General features: G+C 59.7%; 9 protein-coding genes. 8 read left to right on the plus strand and 1 reads right to left on the minus strand.

Annotated features, from left to right (window positions below; all coding sequences use genetic code 11):
* Nucleotides 1-40: 40 nt before the first annotated feature.
* Complete coding sequence (locus ALO43_RS17180; protein ID WP_054997849.1) at nt 41-6,016, minus strand: NEL-type E3 ubiquitin ligase domain-containing protein; 5,976 nt, start codon at nt 6,014-6,016, stop codon at nt 41-43.
* Between the two features lie 285 nt (nt 6,017-6,301).
* Here ALO43_RS17180 and ALO43_RS17185 point away from each other — a divergent pair, with 285 nt between their 5' ends.
* From ALO43_RS17185 to prfB, 8 genes are all read left to right on the plus strand, one after another.
* Complete coding sequence (locus ALO43_RS17185) at nt 6,302-7,924, plus strand: methyl-accepting chemotaxis protein (protein ID WP_024671800.1); 1,623 nt, start codon at nt 6,302-6,304, stop codon at nt 7,922-7,924.
* A 9-nt stretch (nt 7,925-7,933) separates the two neighbouring features.
* Nucleotides 7,934-8,470, plus strand: coding sequence for a chemotaxis protein CheW (locus ALO43_RS17190; protein ID WP_005891724.1), 537 nt, complete (start codon nt 7,934-7,936; stop codon nt 8,468-8,470).
* A complete protein-coding gene (locus tag ALO43_RS17195) occupies nt 8,467-9,732 on the plus strand; it encodes a CheR family methyltransferase (protein ID WP_054997850.1) in 1,266 nt (421 codons plus the stop codon). Before ALO43_RS17190 ends, ALO43_RS17195 begins: the two co-directional genes overlap by 4 nt.
* Entirely contained in the window at nt 9,732-10,421 is a 690-nt protein-coding gene (locus ALO43_RS17200; protein WP_005891726.1) for a chemotaxis protein CheW, read from the plus strand. Before ALO43_RS17195 ends, ALO43_RS17200 begins: the two co-directional genes overlap by 1 nt.
* Nucleotides 10,418-12,778 carry a hybrid sensor histidine kinase/response regulator gene (locus ALO43_RS17205; protein ID WP_054997851.1) on the plus strand — a complete coding sequence of 787 codons (2,361 nt, stop codon included), beginning with the start codon at nt 10,418-10,420 and terminating at the stop codon, nt 12,776-12,778. The genes ALO43_RS17200 and ALO43_RS17205 overlap by 4 nt, the downstream gene beginning before the upstream one ends.
* Nucleotides 12,775-13,785 (plus strand): chemotaxis response regulator protein-glutamate methylesterase, encoded by a 1,011-nt coding sequence (gene cheB, locus ALO43_RS17210; RefSeq protein WP_005891728.1) that lies wholly within the window; start codon nt 12,775-12,777, stop codon nt 13,783-13,785. Before ALO43_RS17205 ends, cheB begins: the two co-directional genes overlap by 4 nt.
* 45 nt (nt 13,786-13,830) lie before the next feature.
* Complete coding sequence (locus ALO43_RS17215) at nt 13,831-14,835, plus strand: response regulator (protein WP_054997852.1); 1,005 nt, start codon at nt 13,831-13,833, stop codon at nt 14,833-14,835.
* A gap of 116 nt (nt 14,836-14,951) precedes the next feature.
* A protein-coding gene (gene prfB / locus ALO43_RS17220; protein WP_096059895.1) for a peptide chain release factor 2 occupies nt 14,952-16,047 on the plus strand; the annotation gives its coding sequence in 2 pieces (ribosomal slippage) (nt 14,952-15,023 and nt 15,025-16,047; 1,095 coding nt in all).
* The last annotated feature ends 47 nt before the right edge of the window (nt 16,048-16,094 follow it).

Consider the following 16,094-nt stretch of genomic DNA (forward strand, 5'->3'; position numbering starts at 1 on the left):
AGCCGACTGATATCTGCAACGGTATCAGCCGGCCCTCTGATCAACTGTTTTCCAGTCCCTCGGCGTTGGTCAGTTCTCTGATCAGCGCTGCTTGCTGATCCTTGAAGTGCGCCTCGAACTCTCGAATCCTCCCCTCATATTCCTCGCTGTCCAGAGTAATGTTGCGCTGTTCGAACTCATCGGTCAGTCGTGTCAGCCCGGTTCTGTAGATTTGCTCGAGTGCGTCGAATCTTCCCCTGTAGGTTTCTCGCAGGTAGCCGACCCAATAATCCTGTTGCGCAGCAAAGTCGAGAAAGGGTGCGCCTTGTTCCCCGGACTGCACGCGCAGCAGCGCAGTGTCCAGTTCCCCTGGCTGAATAGCAGCATGGGCTTCGAAAAGCATGCCTTCAGGCGGCACAGGCAAGTCCAGTGCGCTTGCCCAGCGCGTGCGGTACGCCAGACGCACTTCGGCTTCGTCTCTGCCGCCAGCCTGTTCGCGCGCTGCCGCGTCCAGCTCCGACAGACGATAAAGCCGGGTAGTGAGGCGGTAGAGTGAAGCACCGCGCTGTTCAGGCACGATGTCCTGGACTGTCTGGCGAGTGAACACCAGAACTTCCATCTGATTGAACTCCAGCAGGATGCCGTCCGGGCACGTGTGGTTGCTGCGGAACAGTCTGAGCGGCTCTTCTGCAATTGCGTTGAGTGTCATGCGCAGTGGCGGGTCTTGATTCACGGTGTACAGCACTCGCCAGACACGTTCCTGCAATGCGGCTCGACTGGCAGTATTACGATAATCGGCGCTGTGGCGCAGCGAGCTGATCAGCTCCAGCAGGTTGCCGGTGTGTTCCCCGGCTTCAAGCTGTTCCCATATCTGTCGGCGCTCGCCGTTCAACGGGCTGGAATCATCCAGCCAGGGCTCCACGGTGACTGGATCCGGAGTGGAAGAGCGACTTGCACTGGACATGTAGTCTGACAGCGAGCCGTCGGAATCCTCGTCTTGCGCCCATTCCATCGTGCTTAGTTCAGGCGGCACGTCCATGTCAAAGGTGTAAGCGTTCCCGTAACGCTCTGACAGCAGTGCGCTACGTATGGTTGTTTCGGAGAGCGGATTGTTCAGCAGGCTGATTTCCATATGAGACTGGCTTTCAGGATTGGCAAGAACGTGGTCCGGCAGTTCGCTGAGCATATTGCCTTCCAGCAGCAGCGTCCTCAGCGGCCCAGGCACGAGGTCATTCAGCCAGACTGGCCATTCGCTCATTCCGACACTGTTCAACGACAGCCAGGCCAGAGCATTGTCTCGCAGGCCTGCCACGCTGTTGATGGCCCCCAGCCGATTGTTATCCAGTTCCAGTCGCTCAAGGGTCGGAATGCGACTTAGGAAATCGATATGGTGTTGACCGATCAACATCCCTTGGTCGTTGAGAATCAGCGAGCGCAGGAACCTGAGTTCCAGCAGTGCTTGTGGCAGTTGGACCAGCGGTACGACATGCCCATTCATTTCCAGCGAACTGAGTTCAGTCAATGGGCGCAGCAACTGGTCGAGATCAGACACCGTCCCGGTGATTCTGCTCAGGTGCAAGTGGCGCACCTGGCGATAGAAAAACTCCGGCAGGTTTCTCGGGAAATGGGCCAGTGCGATGTCGGCAAGACGCAGCGGCGTGTGGATCTGCCCCAGGCTGAAAGTTCGCCAGTGATCAATCAGTACCGAGCCGATCTGGCGTCTTGCCCCGATGGTATGCTCACTGGGAATGGCCAGCGAGCTTGATGCATGGACCCACTGATCGAGCGCTACGGACAGTTCGGCGCCCTGCAGCAACTGCATGTTGACAGCCGCCTGTATGGCAAGGGGGGTGTCCATGACAAACCGGAACGAGCGGTCGGCTACCGACTCGGTAATGCGTGCCTGTATCGCGGAATTCCGGGAAAGGCTGTTGCCGCGTAGATCGATCAATGTCTGGCGACCAGTACCGGGCGGATTTTCAAGAATCCGGCCCGGAAGCTCTGTCAGGTTGTTTTGCGCCACCGAGAGTTCGCGCACGTTGTTCGGGAGCAGATCTGTCAGCCATGAAGGCCAGCGGTGCATACCGACCCGCTCCAGCACCAGTCGATCCAGATGCAGCCAGTTCAGGTCCATTGGCAGCACGCAGACTATTCGATTGCCGCTGAGGTCGAGCATTCTCAGATCAGTCATGCTGCGAAAGTGGTTCATCTGCGTCTGGTCCAGAAAGATGCTCTGGTTGATCAGCCCAAGCTCGGTCAACTGCGGCAGCATGCTGGACACCCAATAGGGCAGGTTGAGAAAGACCGACGACTGCGGATCCAGACCGGCGCCGGGTTCGCTGATCAGGTGCAGTGAACGCATATTGGGGAAACGTTGCAGGAAATGCCCCAGCTCGAAACTGTTGGTCAACTGGCGAGGCAGGCTCACCTCTGCGGATTGCGCAACTGCAGTGCCCGGCTGAACCCTTGCTTCGATCGAGATATTCTCCAGGTGCAGCCCAGTGACGCGGGCATGGACAAAGTCCGGCAGATACCGGGGGAAATCGGTCAGGGACACATGCTGCAGACGCAGCGGCTCGAAAGTGCGTCCGATCTCGGGCAGATTGTTAAGGCGCCAATGGTTCCAGATGGCGTCGCTGATACGCTCTCGACTGTCTATGTGCGCCTGACTCATGGGCGGCAACGTGATGATTTCATCTGTCCAGGCGATAAGGCTTGCCCGCAAATCCAGTTGCTCGCTCAGCAGAGTATTGAGTCGCTGGTCGATTTCTCTGTTATTCCAACCGGTATGACGCAGGCGGCTGAGAATGTCCTCCGGGAACGCGTCCTCCAGCTCCAGGGTACGGATCTTGTCCAGCAGGCTTTCGTCGGTTATGTGCCAGTCGGTCTCGCTGCGACCACTCAACGGATAGCCCACCCGACCGTCAGCCAGGCGCATGGGTGACCTGGAACCTGGTTTGATGGCCTGCATGTTCAGCAATTTGGCGAGCTCCTGGCGCGGCAGGGGATTGTCCTGAATGAGCGTCGCCAGCTCCAGTTTCTGGCCGGTATGGGTAAAGCCCAGCTGCATGCGCTCGGCGTCCGGCAGTGCATGAAGCACAGACGAATACATATCATCCAGCCCCTGCAGATGATGGTCTTCAGCATCGCGGGCCTGATATAGGTCGCCGTCTTTTATCAGTATTTTGCGAATTGGTGCATCCTGCGGGCCAATGCTGTCGACCAGCGTGCCGCCGAAAAAGCGGTTATGCACCTCGAGCCTGATCTGTGGCGGCCACTGCGGCAAGGCTTCAAGACTGTGCAGAACAAGGCGGTCGGTATCGGCACTGGACACGGAGGTCAGATAAAGCCCTTCATAAGCTCGCACCAGCCTGACGTGCTGCAGATACACGCTGGCCTCTTCGGCAATTCGCAAGGGTACGCGACGCTCCGTTGTCAGTTGAGTCAGCTCCGTCGGCGTTGCGTGGCGGGTCAGTTCGTTCACCACAGCAGTTGGCAGCCCGGGAAACGCCTTGTGCAGGGTTTGCGCGCTGTCTGCCTCAGCGACGGCAAGCGCACGGTAGTGTGATTCGAACAGCCAGGCTCTGGTCGCGCGGGCGCGTGCTGTCAGTAGCGCCCGCAATGTGGTCACTCGCGCTGACATACCCGGCTGGCCGGCCCCGAACTCTTCGTCGAGCAGAGTGCCAATTTCACGGTTGCTCAACTTTTCCAGAACCTGGCGCAGGGCATCCTGGCGCAGGGCGTCAGGCTGGTCGACACGTACCGTGATGCTGTCGCGAGTAACAGCCTCCTGCGTTGGCGGGAACGTTTGAATGGGCGCGCCCTGGGCATCCACCAGCGTCAGCGCCCGGTTGTTCGGCCAGCGAGGATCCTGGCTCAGCAGTTCAAGTTGCAGAGGGGTTGAAGCGCTTGCATCGTTTGCTGCCATCTGCTCGATGAACCGATCGATTTGCTGGTCCAGCCTGAAACGCAGCGCGGTGTCCTCAAGCAGTGCAGGCGGGCGGGCCTGATCAGTCAGCGCCTGACGCAAAACTGATTCGGGCGAGTTGCTGACGCTCAGCAGGTGCCTGGCTGTGGTGTCGGAAAATACCTCACTGGAATACCCCAGCCGGCGAAACAGCATCAGACCCTCCATTTGCAGTGGGCGATCCAGCTCGTGCAGCCAGGCACCTGCGCCGTTGTGCCGCAAGGCTGGCTGGTAGCTGTCCGGGCGGGTGGGGTGCGTCATCCGGTAGCCATCGCCGCTCTTGCCGGGCTCTACGGCATAGGTTTTCCCTTCGAGCGCCAGCCACTGCCTGCCTTGCCATGTATACAGGCCAGTAGCGTCTGGCTGCAGACCGCCTGGCAGCACGATGTCATGGGCGAAGGGGGCGAGGTCGGGCTTCCACAGGCGTGTCGCGCCGTCCGGCAGTTCCACGGCTTTCAAGCCCCTGACGAACTCGGGCACTTGCAGCGCAGGTATGCCGGCCCCTGCGACCGTCGCAGCGCCGAGCGCGGACATCAGGGCGATGTTCTCCACCACGTCGAACAGATAAGCGAAGGCCTGCTGTTTTTCATCCTTCGCCCAGCTTTCTGCGCCCTCGTAAACTTCATGGATCAGTTGCGCAGCCGTCACCGCCAGCATCAGCTCGCCCAGGACCGGAACCACAAAGCTTGCGATGTTCAAGACGTCCAGCGCTTTGCTCTTGAAGTACTGCACCCGTTCATCGAACGTCTTCTGATCCTGATCCGCCGTAGGCACCCCCTGAAACAAGGCGTCGTCACGCAGTACGGCCTGTTTGCGATCGTACAGTTCGTCCAGCAACGGGGCGCTCAGCGGGGTTTCCCTCAGGTGCAGCCTGGCGTTTCGATCTTCTTCACGCTCCAGCCACTGGCGCTCGAAAATGCCGCCTTTCGTGACCTTGGGGTGCAGACGTTCTAACAGCTGTTCAAGCACTGTATTGCGGTGGCGTGCCGGAATGAAACGCTTGAAGAAGTTCAGATACCCTTTGACGAACATTCGCTCGCGCAGCGAGTTCATGAAGACTTCGACCGAGTCATATTCTTTAAGCGGTGCAATTGGATCGTCAGGCAGATAAACGACAATTTTTTCCGGCCCGGTTGCGATGTTCCGGTTCTTGCCGAAGACGAAGGGGCCGTTAAGCTCTATATCCCCCAGGCACAATACGCTGCAGCTTAACGGCGTGTTATCGAGCAGGGCGCCTTGCCTGCCCGCAAGCGTTTCCAGTAACGCAACCTTCAACGGTTCACTGACCAGTTCCTGAAGCGTTGCGATCTGCAGTTGCAGCCGGATGGAGGAAGACTCCAGTTGCATGAAGTCCTTGCGCAGTCTCGAGGCAGCCGAGTCCGAAGTTTCATCTGGCGTCGAGGGTGCGCTGAAGACGGATTTGATATGCGTCTGATACCTGCCGCCCAGGTCCAGTTCGCGGCACAGTGCTGCAAACTCTGTGGGAGAAACAGGTAAGGGCTTGCCCTCGATGTAGTTGCCTGTGATTTCGCAAGACGAAAACACTTCGGCCCTGGTGCCAGTATCCGAGTCCATCGCTCCAGGGACTGTTTCCCACGCCTCGAAGTTCTGCAGAGCGGCGTTGAGCAAGGTCTGCCTTGCAGCTCTCAGGGCCGTATTGGCCTCGGTCATCGGGTCTTTGGAGGCCGACGCGAACGACTGATCGACCGTTGCACGACTGGCGTGAAACAGCCAGGTATCGGTAACGTCAACATCCAGACCGAACCGTTCCTTGATTGCCGCCGTCAGCAAGGGCCTGGCAAAGTCTTCAAGGGTAGAAAGACCGTCGAGTGTCGGACGGACTTTCTGTTCGGTGCGGCGCTGTTCTGTGTAGAGTCGCTGCAGTTCGTCGAGCCGTTCGGGACTGGACGTACGGGCGTTCGTCAGCCATTGCGGTGAACGCCCGGAAGACCGGCGTAACGTTGCGTGGACAGCCGGTCCGGCCTCAAGCAGCCACTCGGGTGTCTTGTCTTTTATATGCTGCACATGAGAATTTGTCGGAGCAGCGTCCGACAGTAATGAATCAAGCATCGAAGTGCCTTGTCATGAATGAGGAGGCGACGAAGCTTACGTTTGTGTTTGACCCCGCAAGTGCTAACTATTTATGTGTTTTGATTATTCGTTGCACGTGGCGCTCAAGTAGTGCGCAGCGTTGCCGAAAATATTTGAAGGGTGCGATTAAACCGCCTGACGAGTTGATTCCCGTCTCGCCCGCCCGGCCTCTGGAGGCTGGGCTATACTCACGCCGCCTGGACCGTTCATCGGTCTGCATCTTGAACACGGCTGACGCCGTCGTTGAACTCTTGAGGGATGACTGTGAAGAACTGGACCTTGCGCCAACGGATTCTGGCGAGCTTTGCCGTCATCATTGCCATCATGCTGTTGATGGTGGTCGTGTCGTATTCCCGGCTGTTGTCCATCGAGTCCAGTGAGGAGCAGGTCCGCCTTGATGCGCTGCCTGGCGTCTACTACAGCACGCTGGTTCGCAGCGCCTGGGGCGAAAGCTACATCCGCACGCTGGAACTGATCTCCGAGGGTGCCGCGCGGCCGCTGACCAAGCAGGAAAAAGATCAGTACAAAGGGTTCGATGAGAACCTGCAGACGCAAATGGATGGTTACAAGAAATCTATCTTCGATAAGGACGACCGCGACAGTTTTGCACTCTTCGAGAAGCGGCGCGATGAATATGCCCGCATGCTCAACGAAGTGCTTGCCAACTATGATCGCGGTGATTACGCCAGCGCGCGCGCCGAGCTGTTCGGTGATGTGAACCCCGTGTGGCTGGCGGGCCGCAAGCAGCTCAACGAGCTCATTGTCGCCAATAAACAACTGGCTGACGAAGCCACCAACAACATCGTCAGCGCGGTGCTGAGTGCCAAGGTCAGCATGATCCTGTCCTTGCTGATCGCCATCATGGCAGCGGCGGCCTGTGGCCTGCTGCTGATGCGCTCGATCATGGCGCCGATGCAGCTCATCGTACGTATTCTCGACATCATGCGCTCCGGCGATCTGAGCACACGCCTCAGCCTGGCTCGCAAAGATGAGTTCAACGCAGTCGAGACCGGCTTCAACGACATGATGACCGAGCTCACCGGGCTGGTCGCGCAGGCCCAACGATCTTCCGTTCAGGTCACGACGTCGGTCACCGAGATCGCCGCGACCTCGCGTCAGCAACAGGCCACCGCTACGGAAACGGCTGCGACCACCACCGAGATCGGTGCGACATCGCGGGAAATCGCTGCCACTTCGCGTGATCTGGTGCGCACCATGACCGAAGTCACGTCGGCTGCTGATCAGGCATCGATTCTGGCCGGATCGGGCCAGCAGGGTCTGGCGCGTATGGAAGAAACCATGCATCAGGTGATGGGCGCGGCCAATCTGGTCAACGCCAAACTGGCCATCCTCAACGAGAAGGCTGGCAACATCAATCAAGTGGTCGTGACCATCGTCAAGGTTGCCGACCAGACCAACCTGCTGTCGCTGAATGCTGCCATCGAAGCCGAAAAGGCCGGTGAATATGGCCGCGGTTTTGCGGTGGTTGCCACTGAAGTACGCCGCCTGGCCGATCAGACCGCTGTGGCCACGTACGACATCGAGCAGATGGTGCGTGAAATCCAGTCAGCGGTGTCCGCTGGCGTCATGGGCATGGACAAGTTTTCTGAAGAAGTGCGTCGTGGCATGTTCGAAGTCACTCAGGTCGGGGAGCAGCTGTCGCAGATCATTCATCAGGTGCAGGCGCTGGCGCCGCGCGTGCTGATGGTCAACGAAGGGATGCAGGCGCAGGCCACAGGCGCCGAGCAGATCAATCAGGCGCTTGTGCAACTGGCCGATGCCAGCAGCCAGACTGTCGACTCACTGCGTCAAGCCAGTTTCGCCATCGACGAGTTGAGTCAGGTTGCGGTCGGCTTGCGCAGTGGCGTTTCGCGCTTCAAGGTCTGAGTCCAGACAATGACGGAGCAATCGCCGAGGCGCACCGGTCCGCCAGTGACCGCTAACAAGCTCTTCCTGCTGTTTTGCATCGGTGAAGACCGTTACGCGCTGGAAGCGACTGAAATTGCCGAAATTCTGCCGCGGGTGAAGCTCAAGAAGATTGCCAGAGCACCTCACTGGGTGGCCGGGATTTTTGCCCACCGTGGCGAAATCGTGCCGGTCATCGATATCAGCGCGCTCAATTGCGGCCAGCCGGCCCACGCGCGCACCAGTACCCGCATGATTCTGGTGAACTACCGCTACGACGATGCCCACCCTGCTCAACTGCTCGGGCTTATTCTGGAGCAAGCGACAGAAACCCTGCGCTGCCCGGTTTCACAGTTCAAGGCCTATGGCCTGGACAATCGCCTGTCACCTTATCTGGGGCCGGTCCGGGAAGACGAGAAGGGCCTGCTGCAATGGATTCATGTACAGGAACTGTTGAGCGAACCGGTGCGCGAGCTTCTGTATCCGGTGGTGCCGGTAGACCTCGAATTGCTTGAGGACGCGCCATGAAAGTTGATGATTCACGTTTTTTCAGCTTTCTGAAAGACCGCATCGGGCTGGATGTGACCTCGGTTGGCGAAGCCATTATCGAGCGTGCCTTGCGCCAGCGGGCGACCGCTTCCAATTGCCCCGACAGCGATGCCTATTGGCACCTGCTGGTGACCTCGCCTCAAGAGCAGCAAGCGCTGATCGAGGCCGTGATCGTTCCCGAGACCTGGTTTTTCCGTTACCCAGAGTCGTTTCTGACACTCGGCATGCTGGCCCGTGAGCGTGTGGAGAACCTCGCAGGCGTGCGTCAGCTGCGCATTCTGAGCTTGCCTTGTTCGACTGGCGAGGAACCCTATTCCATTGCGATGGCATTGCTGGACGCTGGCGTAGATCCTCGGCAATTCAAGGTTGATGCCATCGATATCAGCCCGGTTTCGATTGCCAAGGCCGAGCATGGCGTTTATGGCAAGAACTCGTTTCGCGGCAGCGATATCGGCTATCGCGAACGCTTTTTCAATCCGGTGGCCAACGGTTTTGAGATTTCCGACTCGATTCGCGGCTGCGTGAATTTTCAGTCCGGCAACCTGCTTGACCCGAAACTGGCAACGCAGGTGGCCTATGACATCGTGTTCTGTCGCAACCTGGTGATCTATTTCGACCAGCAAACCCAACAGCGTGTATTCAAGGTGCTCAAACAGCTGACCCGTGAAGACGGCCTGCTGTTCATCGGCCCTGCCGAGGGCAACCTGCTGGCGGGTATCGGCATGCGCCCCATAGGTATCGCCCAGTCATTTGCCTTTCGCCACGCGCCCGTTGCGGCTGCCGTGCCGGTGCCTCCGGTAGCTTTCGCCGTATCGCGCCCTGCGCCTCCGGCAGCGCCTGCACCGCGCACAGCACCTGCGGCTCGCACATCCGCCGCTTTCGCACCCGTTGTGAAGGCAACAGCCAGCGCCGACAGTACGGGGGCTGCAGCATTGCTTGAGAGTATCGCGACGCTGGCCAACGAGGGTAAAAGCACTGAAGCGCGTATGGCGTGCGAGCGCTACCTGCAGCAGCACGAGCCGGCGGCGCAGGTGTTTTACTGGCTGGGGCTCCTCAGCGAGGTGGAGGGCGCTGTGGCGCAGGCCCAGGGTTTCTATCGGAAAGCGTTGTATCTGCAACCCCAGCATCGGGAATCGCTGGCCCAGTTGGCAGCGATGCTTGCCGCTCAGGGAGACAGCGCCGGAGCCCGACGTTTGCAGGACCGTGCGGCACGTGGTGCGAATAAACAAGGAAACCATTGATGACGGGCCTGTCCGGCTTTTCCAGCCTCACCCATGATCAGGCGCAGGACATCGACGATTGCTGGAACCGCATCGGTATCCACGGCGACCGCTCGTGCCCGTTGCTGGCAGAGCATATCCACTGCCGCAATTGTGCAGTTTATTCCGCTGCCGCCACACGCTTGCTGGATCGCTATGCTCTGGCTCAGGAGCAACAGGAGCACTTTCAGGGCTCTGTGCTGCAGCGCGATATCAAGACTCGATCGATTCTGGTGTTTCGCCTCGGTGAGGAGTGGCTGGGGCTGGTTTCCAGCTGCCTCTCGGAAGTGGCCCCGCAACAGACCATTCACTCGCTGCCGCATCAGCGATCACGTGCAATGCTGGGTGTCGCCAACGTGCGGGGCGCGCTGGTAGCGTGCATTTCGCTGGTCGAGCTGCTCGGCCTGGACACCAATCCAGTGGTAACGCAGTCATCGCGCATCTTGCCGCGTATGCTGATCGTTGCTGTCGAGGGTGGCCCGGTTGTCGTGCCGGTGGACGAGGTAGACGGCATTCACGCCATCGACGAGAGTGTGCTGGAGGCTGCCTCTGCATCCGGTACACATGCCAATGCCCGCTTCACCCGAGGCGTGTTGCAATGGAAGGACCGCAGCCTGCGTTGGCTTGACGAAGAAGAGTTGTTGTCGGCGGTACACCGGAGCCTCACATGACGCCAGATCAAATGCGTGACGCTTCACTGTTCGAGCTGTTTACCCTGGAGGCCGACGCTCAGACTCAGGTTCTGAGTGCGGGCCTGCTGGCGCTCGAGCGTAACCCGACTCAGGCAGATCAGCTGGAAGCCTGCATGCGCGCGGCTCATTCGCTAAAGGGCGCAGCGCGTATCGTTGGTGTCGATTTTGGTGTCAGCGTCGCACACGTGATGGAAGATTGTCTGGTCAGCGCACAGGAAGGCCGCCTGTTGTTGCAGGCCGAACACATCGACGCGCTGCTGTCCGGCACTGACCTGTTGATGCGCATTGCCACGCCCGGCGGCAACAGCGTCGGCCAGCCCGATGTCGACCTCTACGTCGAGCGACTCAACACGCTGCTGGCATCTGGTGCGGGGGCGGCGCGCACCGTCAGTGAGCCACCCATCGATCCGTTGCTGGCGAGTGCGATGCAGCTGCTCGATCCTGCGTCCCAGGCCACACCTGTGCCGAACAGCCCTGGCGTTGACCCGCTGGCCGCTGATTTGCGCCTCGGTACGCCAGCGCCGACAGCGCCTCCCGAGCCGGAACCGCCATTCACGCCGCTGCGTGAGCGGCGCGTGACGGAGGGCGGCGAGCGCGTTCTGAGGGTGACCGCCGAACGCCTGAACGGGTTGCTGGACATGTCGAGCAAGTCGCTGGTGGAAACCCAGCGGCTCAAACCGCTGCTGGCCGGCATGCAGCGTCTCAAGCGCCTGCAGAGCAGCAGCGACCGTGCGCTTGAGGTGCTGGGCGCCAGCTTTGGTGAAGACGGTCCCGGTGCCGATGTACAGAAGGCGCTGGAAGATGCGCGGGGGCTATTGTCTCAGGCGCAACACATGCTGGCCCTGCAGACGGCCGAGCTGGATGAATTCGGCTGGCAGTCGGCGCAGCGCGCGCAGTTGCTGTATGACACAGCGCTGGCCTGCCGCATGCGACCGTTCGCCGACGTCCTGGCGGGGCAGGCGCGCATGGTTCGTGACCTCGGCCGCGAACTCGGCAAGCAGGTCCGGTTGCAGATCGAGGGCGAGAAAACCCAGGTCGATCGCGATGTACTGGAAAAACTCGAGGCTCCGCTGACGCATCTGCTACGCAATGCTGTGGACCACGGTATCGAATCACCGGAAAAACGTGTCGCCTGTGGCAAGGAACCTGAAGGCCTGATCCGTCTGCAAGCTTCTCATCAGGCCGGGCTGCTGGTTGTTGAATTGAGCGATGACGGCGGCGGCGTAGACCTTGAGCGGCTGCGCCAGAGCATTATCGAGCGCAAACTTTCGCCCGCTGAAACCGCCGCGCAATTGAGCGAAGAAGAACTGCTGAGCTTTCTGTTCCTGCCGGGTTTCAGCATGCGCGACAAGGTCACGCAGATATCCGGACGTGGTGTGGGGCTTGATGCGGTGCAGCATATGGTTCGCCAGATGCACGGCAGCGTCGAGCTGCAGCAATGGGCCGGCGAGGGCAGTCGCTTCAGAATTGAAATGCCGCTGACACTGTCCGTGGTGCGCAGTCTGGTGGTCGAGGTGGGCGGCGAGGCCTATGCGTTCCCGCTGGCGCACATCGAGCGCATGCGCGACCTGCAGCCCGATGACATCTTGCAACTGGAAGGACGCCAGCACTTCTGGGATGAAGAGCGTCACGTCGGTCTGGTCTCGGCCAGCCAGTTGTTGAACCGGCCGCCTGCCCAGAACCCCGGAGAAGCACTCAAGGTCGTGGTCATCCGCGAGCGTGATGCCGTTTATGGCGTAGCCGTCGAGCGCTTCATTGGCGAACGGACGCTGGTGGTCATGCCGCTGGACGCACGTCTGGGCAAGGTTCAGGACGTCTCGGCAGGTGCCTTGCTCGACGATGGATCGGTAGTACTGATCATCGACGTCGAAGACATGTTGCGCTCGGTGGAAAAGCTTCTGAACACCGGGCGGCTCGAACGCATCGACCGACGCAATCGTCAGGTTGATCATGTTCTGCGCAAGCGTGTGCTGGTTGTCGATGACTCTTTGACGGTTCGCGAGCTTGAACGCAAGCTGCTGGTGGGTCGCGGCTACGAAGTCTCGGTGGCCGTGGACGGCATGGACGGCTGGAACGCACTGCGTGCCGAAGACTTCGATCTGCTGATCACCGACATCGACATGCCGCGCATGGACGGTATCGAACTGGTTACGCTGTTGCGCCGCGACACTCGCTTACAGTCTCTGCCGGTGATGGTCGTTTCCTACAAAGATCGTGAAGAAGACCGACGTCGTGGCCTGGATGCCGGCGCCGATTATTACCTGGCCAAGGCCAGTTTCCATGATGATGCCTTGCTCGATGCCGTTGCCGAACTGATAGGAGACGCGCAAGGATGAAGATTGCCATCGTCAATGACATGCCCATGGCTGTCGAAGCCCTGCGGCGTGCATTGGCTTTCGAGCCCGCGCACCAGATTGTCTGGGTGGCGAACAACGGTGCCGACGCGGTGCAGCGCTGCATCGCAGAAACCCCGGATCTGATCCTGATGGATTTGATCATGCCGGTGATGGACGGCGTGGAGGCAACACGTCGGATCATGGCAGAAACGCCCTGCGCCATTGTCATCGTGACCGTCAACCGCGAGCAGAACATGCGTCGTGTCTTCGAGGCCATGGGGCACGGCGCACTGGACGTGGTGGACACACCTGCAGTCGGTGGTCCCAACCCCAGAGAAGCGGCGCTGCCACTGCTGCGTAAAATTCTCAATATAGACTGGCTGATCGGCCAGCGCGGCAGCCGTGAGCGCGTTGTTGCAGCCCCGGTGCGAGAGTCGGTAAAGCGCGACAGGCTGATCGCCATCGGGTCTTCTGCCGGCGGTCCGGCGGCGCTGGAAATTCTTCTGAAAGCATTACCGGCAAATTTTTCCCCGGCCATTGTGCTGGTGCAGCATGTCGACCAGGTATTTGCCGCAGGCATGGCGGACTGGCTGTGTTCGGTGTCCGGTGTACCCGTCCGGTTGGCTAAAGAGGGCGAAACGCCGCAGCCAGGGGTGGTCTTGCTGGCCGGGACCAATCATCATATCCGGTTGCTGAAGGACGGTACGCTGGCGTATACGGCGGAACCGGTCAATGAAATCTACAGGCCCTCGATCGATGTGTTTTTCGAGAGCGTGACCCGTTACTGGAGTGGGGAGGCAGTGGGCGTTCTACTGACTGGCATGGGGCGTGACGGCGCGCAAGGGCTCAAGGCAATGCGTGAACGGGGGTTTCTGACCATCGCTCAGGATCAGGCCAGCTCTGCGGTCTATGGCATGCCCAAGGCGGCGGCCGCCATCGATGCAGCTGTTGAGATACGTCCATTGCTCACCATTGCACCTCGCCTTGTCGAGGTATTTACCCAATGATTGTTCAGGTGCAAACACTGACTGTCGGCGAACAGGAGACAATCCATGGATGACCTGCACAAGGACGACATACTCCCCCCTGACGACGACAGCGCGATGGTGCTGCTGGTTGATGATCAGGCGATGATCGGCGAAGCGGTCCGGCGCGGGCTGGCCGGTCACGAGTCGATCGATTTTCACTTCTGCGCCGATCCGCATCAGGCGATTGCCCAGGCGGTGCAGATCAAACCAACGGTCATCCTTCAGGACTTGGTGATGCCGGGGCTGGACGGTCTGACGCTGGTGCGTGAATACCGCAGCAACCCGCTTACCCGTGACATCCCGATCATCGTGCTTTCCACCAAGGAAGATCCGCTGATCAAGAGCGCAGCATTCACCGCAGGTGCCAACGATTACCTGGTCAAGTTGCCGGACAACATCGAGCTGGTTGCACGAATTCGCTATCACTCGCGCTCGTACATGACTCTGTTGCAGCGCGACGAAGCCTATCGCGCCTTGCGCGTCAGCCAGCAGCAGTTGCTCGACACCAATCTGGTGTTGCAGCGACTGATGAACTCCGACGGCCTCACCGGGCTGTCGAACCGTCGTCATTTCGACGAGTACCTGGAGCTTGAATGGCGAAGGGCAGTGCGTGACCAGTCGCAGTTGTCGCTGCTGATGATCGATGTCGATTATTTCAAGGCCTACAACGACAACTTCGGCCATCTTGAGGGCGATGAAGCGCTGCGTCAGGTGGCCAAGGCAATTCGCAACAGTTGCAGTCGCCCATCTGATCTGCCAGCGCGCTACGGCGGTGAGGAGTTCTCTATGGTCCTGCCCAACACGTCGCCAGGCGGCGCGCGGCTGCTGGCCGAAAAACTCCGGCAGAGCGTGGCGAGCATGAACATTCCGCATGTCGCCCCGGCGCCCGGTTCCAGTCTTACCGTCAGTATCGGCGTCGCAACCGTGACGCCGCAGCTGGAGATGTCCAGCCGTCAGTTGATTCTGGATGCCGACAAGGGGCTTTACGTGGCGAAGAACAACGGGCGCAATCAGGTTGCGGTGGGCTGATCGCAACAGCCCCGATAAAATAGACACCACAACGACCGTCCGACGGGCTGCATTCGCGGCTCGGCCTGGGGTATACTCGTCGGCTTTGAAAATTTCGCCTGCGAGTGCTGCCTACCATGGAAATCAACCCGATCCTAAACAGCATCAAGGATTTGTCCGAGCGCTCCGAAACCATTCGGGGGTATCTTTGACTACGATCACAAACATGATCGTCTGACCGAAGTCAACCGCGAGCTCGAAGATCCAAACGTCTGGAACAACCCGGCCTACGCCCAAGAGCTGGGGCGCGAGCGCTCTTTGCTGGCGCAGATCGTCGAAACCCTGGACGAAATGTCCTCCGGACTGGTCGATGCCAAAGACCTGCTGCTGATGTCCGCCGAAGAAGAAGACCAGGCCGCCGTCGATGACGTGGCTGCCGAAGTCGAGCGTTTGCGTGCGTCGCTGGAAAAGCTCGAATTCCGCCGCATGTTCAGTGGCGAAATGGACCCCAACAACGCCTATCTGGATATCCAGGCCGGTTCCGGTGGCACCGAAGCCCAGGACTGGGCCAACATCCTCTTGCGCATGTACCTGCGCTGGGCCGACAAACGCGGTTTCGACGCCACCATCATGGAGCTGTCTGCCGGTGAAGTTGCCGGCATCAAGGGCGCGACCGTGCATATCAAGGGCGAATACGCCTTTGGCTGGCTGCGTACGGAAATCGGCGTTCACCGTCTGGTGCGCAAGAGCCCGTTCGACTCCGGCAACCGCCGTCATACCTCGTTCTCGGCCGTGTTCGTGTCGCCGGAAATCGATGACAACATCGAAATCGACATCAACCCGTCGGACCTGCGCATTGACACCTACCGTTCCTCCGGTGCCGGTGGTCAGCACGTAAACACCACCGACTCGGCGGTGCGCATCACCCACGTTCCGACCAACACTGTGGTCAGTTGCCAGAACGAACGCTCCCAGCATGCAAACAAGGACACCGCCATGAAAATGCTGCGGGCCCGTTTGTACGAGCAGGAAGTGCAGAAGCGCAACGCAGCGTCCCAGGCCCTCGAAGACACCAAGTCCGACATTGGCTGGGGTCACCAGATTCGCTCCTATGTTCTGGACGCCTCGCGCATCAAGGACCTGCGGACCAACATCGAACGCAGCGACTGCGACAAGGTGCTTGATGGCGATATCGACGAATACCTGATCGCAAGCCTCAAGCAAGGGCTGTAAACCGTCAGCCGACCCCTCAAGCCCCTCGTCGCAAGGCGAGGGCGAAC

The sequence above is a fragment of the Pseudomonas tremae genome (genome assembly GCF_001401155.1).
GTDB lineage: Bacteria > Pseudomonadota > Gammaproteobacteria > Pseudomonadales > Pseudomonadaceae > Aquipseudomonas > Aquipseudomonas tremae.

Excerpts from the sequence above, each read along its gene's own strand:
- ALO43_RS17205 (WP_054997851.1), top strand. The coding sequence starts at position 10,418 with ATGACGCCAGATCAAATGCGTGACGCTTCACTGTTCGAGCTGTTTACC.
- ALO43_RS17180 (WP_054997849.1), bottom strand. The coding sequence starts at position 6,016 with ATGCTTGATTCATTACTGTCGGACGCTGCTCCGACAAATTCTCATGTG.
- cheB (WP_005891728.1), top strand. The coding sequence starts at position 12,775 with ATGAAGATTGCCATCGTCAATGACATGCCCATGGCTGTCGAAGCCCTG.
- ALO43_RS17195 (WP_054997850.1), top strand. The coding sequence starts at position 8,467 with ATGAAAGTTGATGATTCACGTTTTTTCAGCTTTCTGAAAGACCGCATC.
- ALO43_RS17215 (WP_054997852.1), top strand. The coding sequence starts at position 13,831 with ATGGATGACCTGCACAAGGACGACATACTCCCCCCTGACGACGACAGC.
- ALO43_RS17190 (WP_005891724.1), top strand. The coding sequence starts at position 7,934 with ATGACGGAGCAATCGCCGAGGCGCACCGGTCCGCCAGTGACCGCTAAC.
- ALO43_RS17200 (WP_005891726.1), top strand. The coding sequence starts at position 9,732 with ATGACGGGCCTGTCCGGCTTTTCCAGCCTCACCCATGATCAGGCGCAG.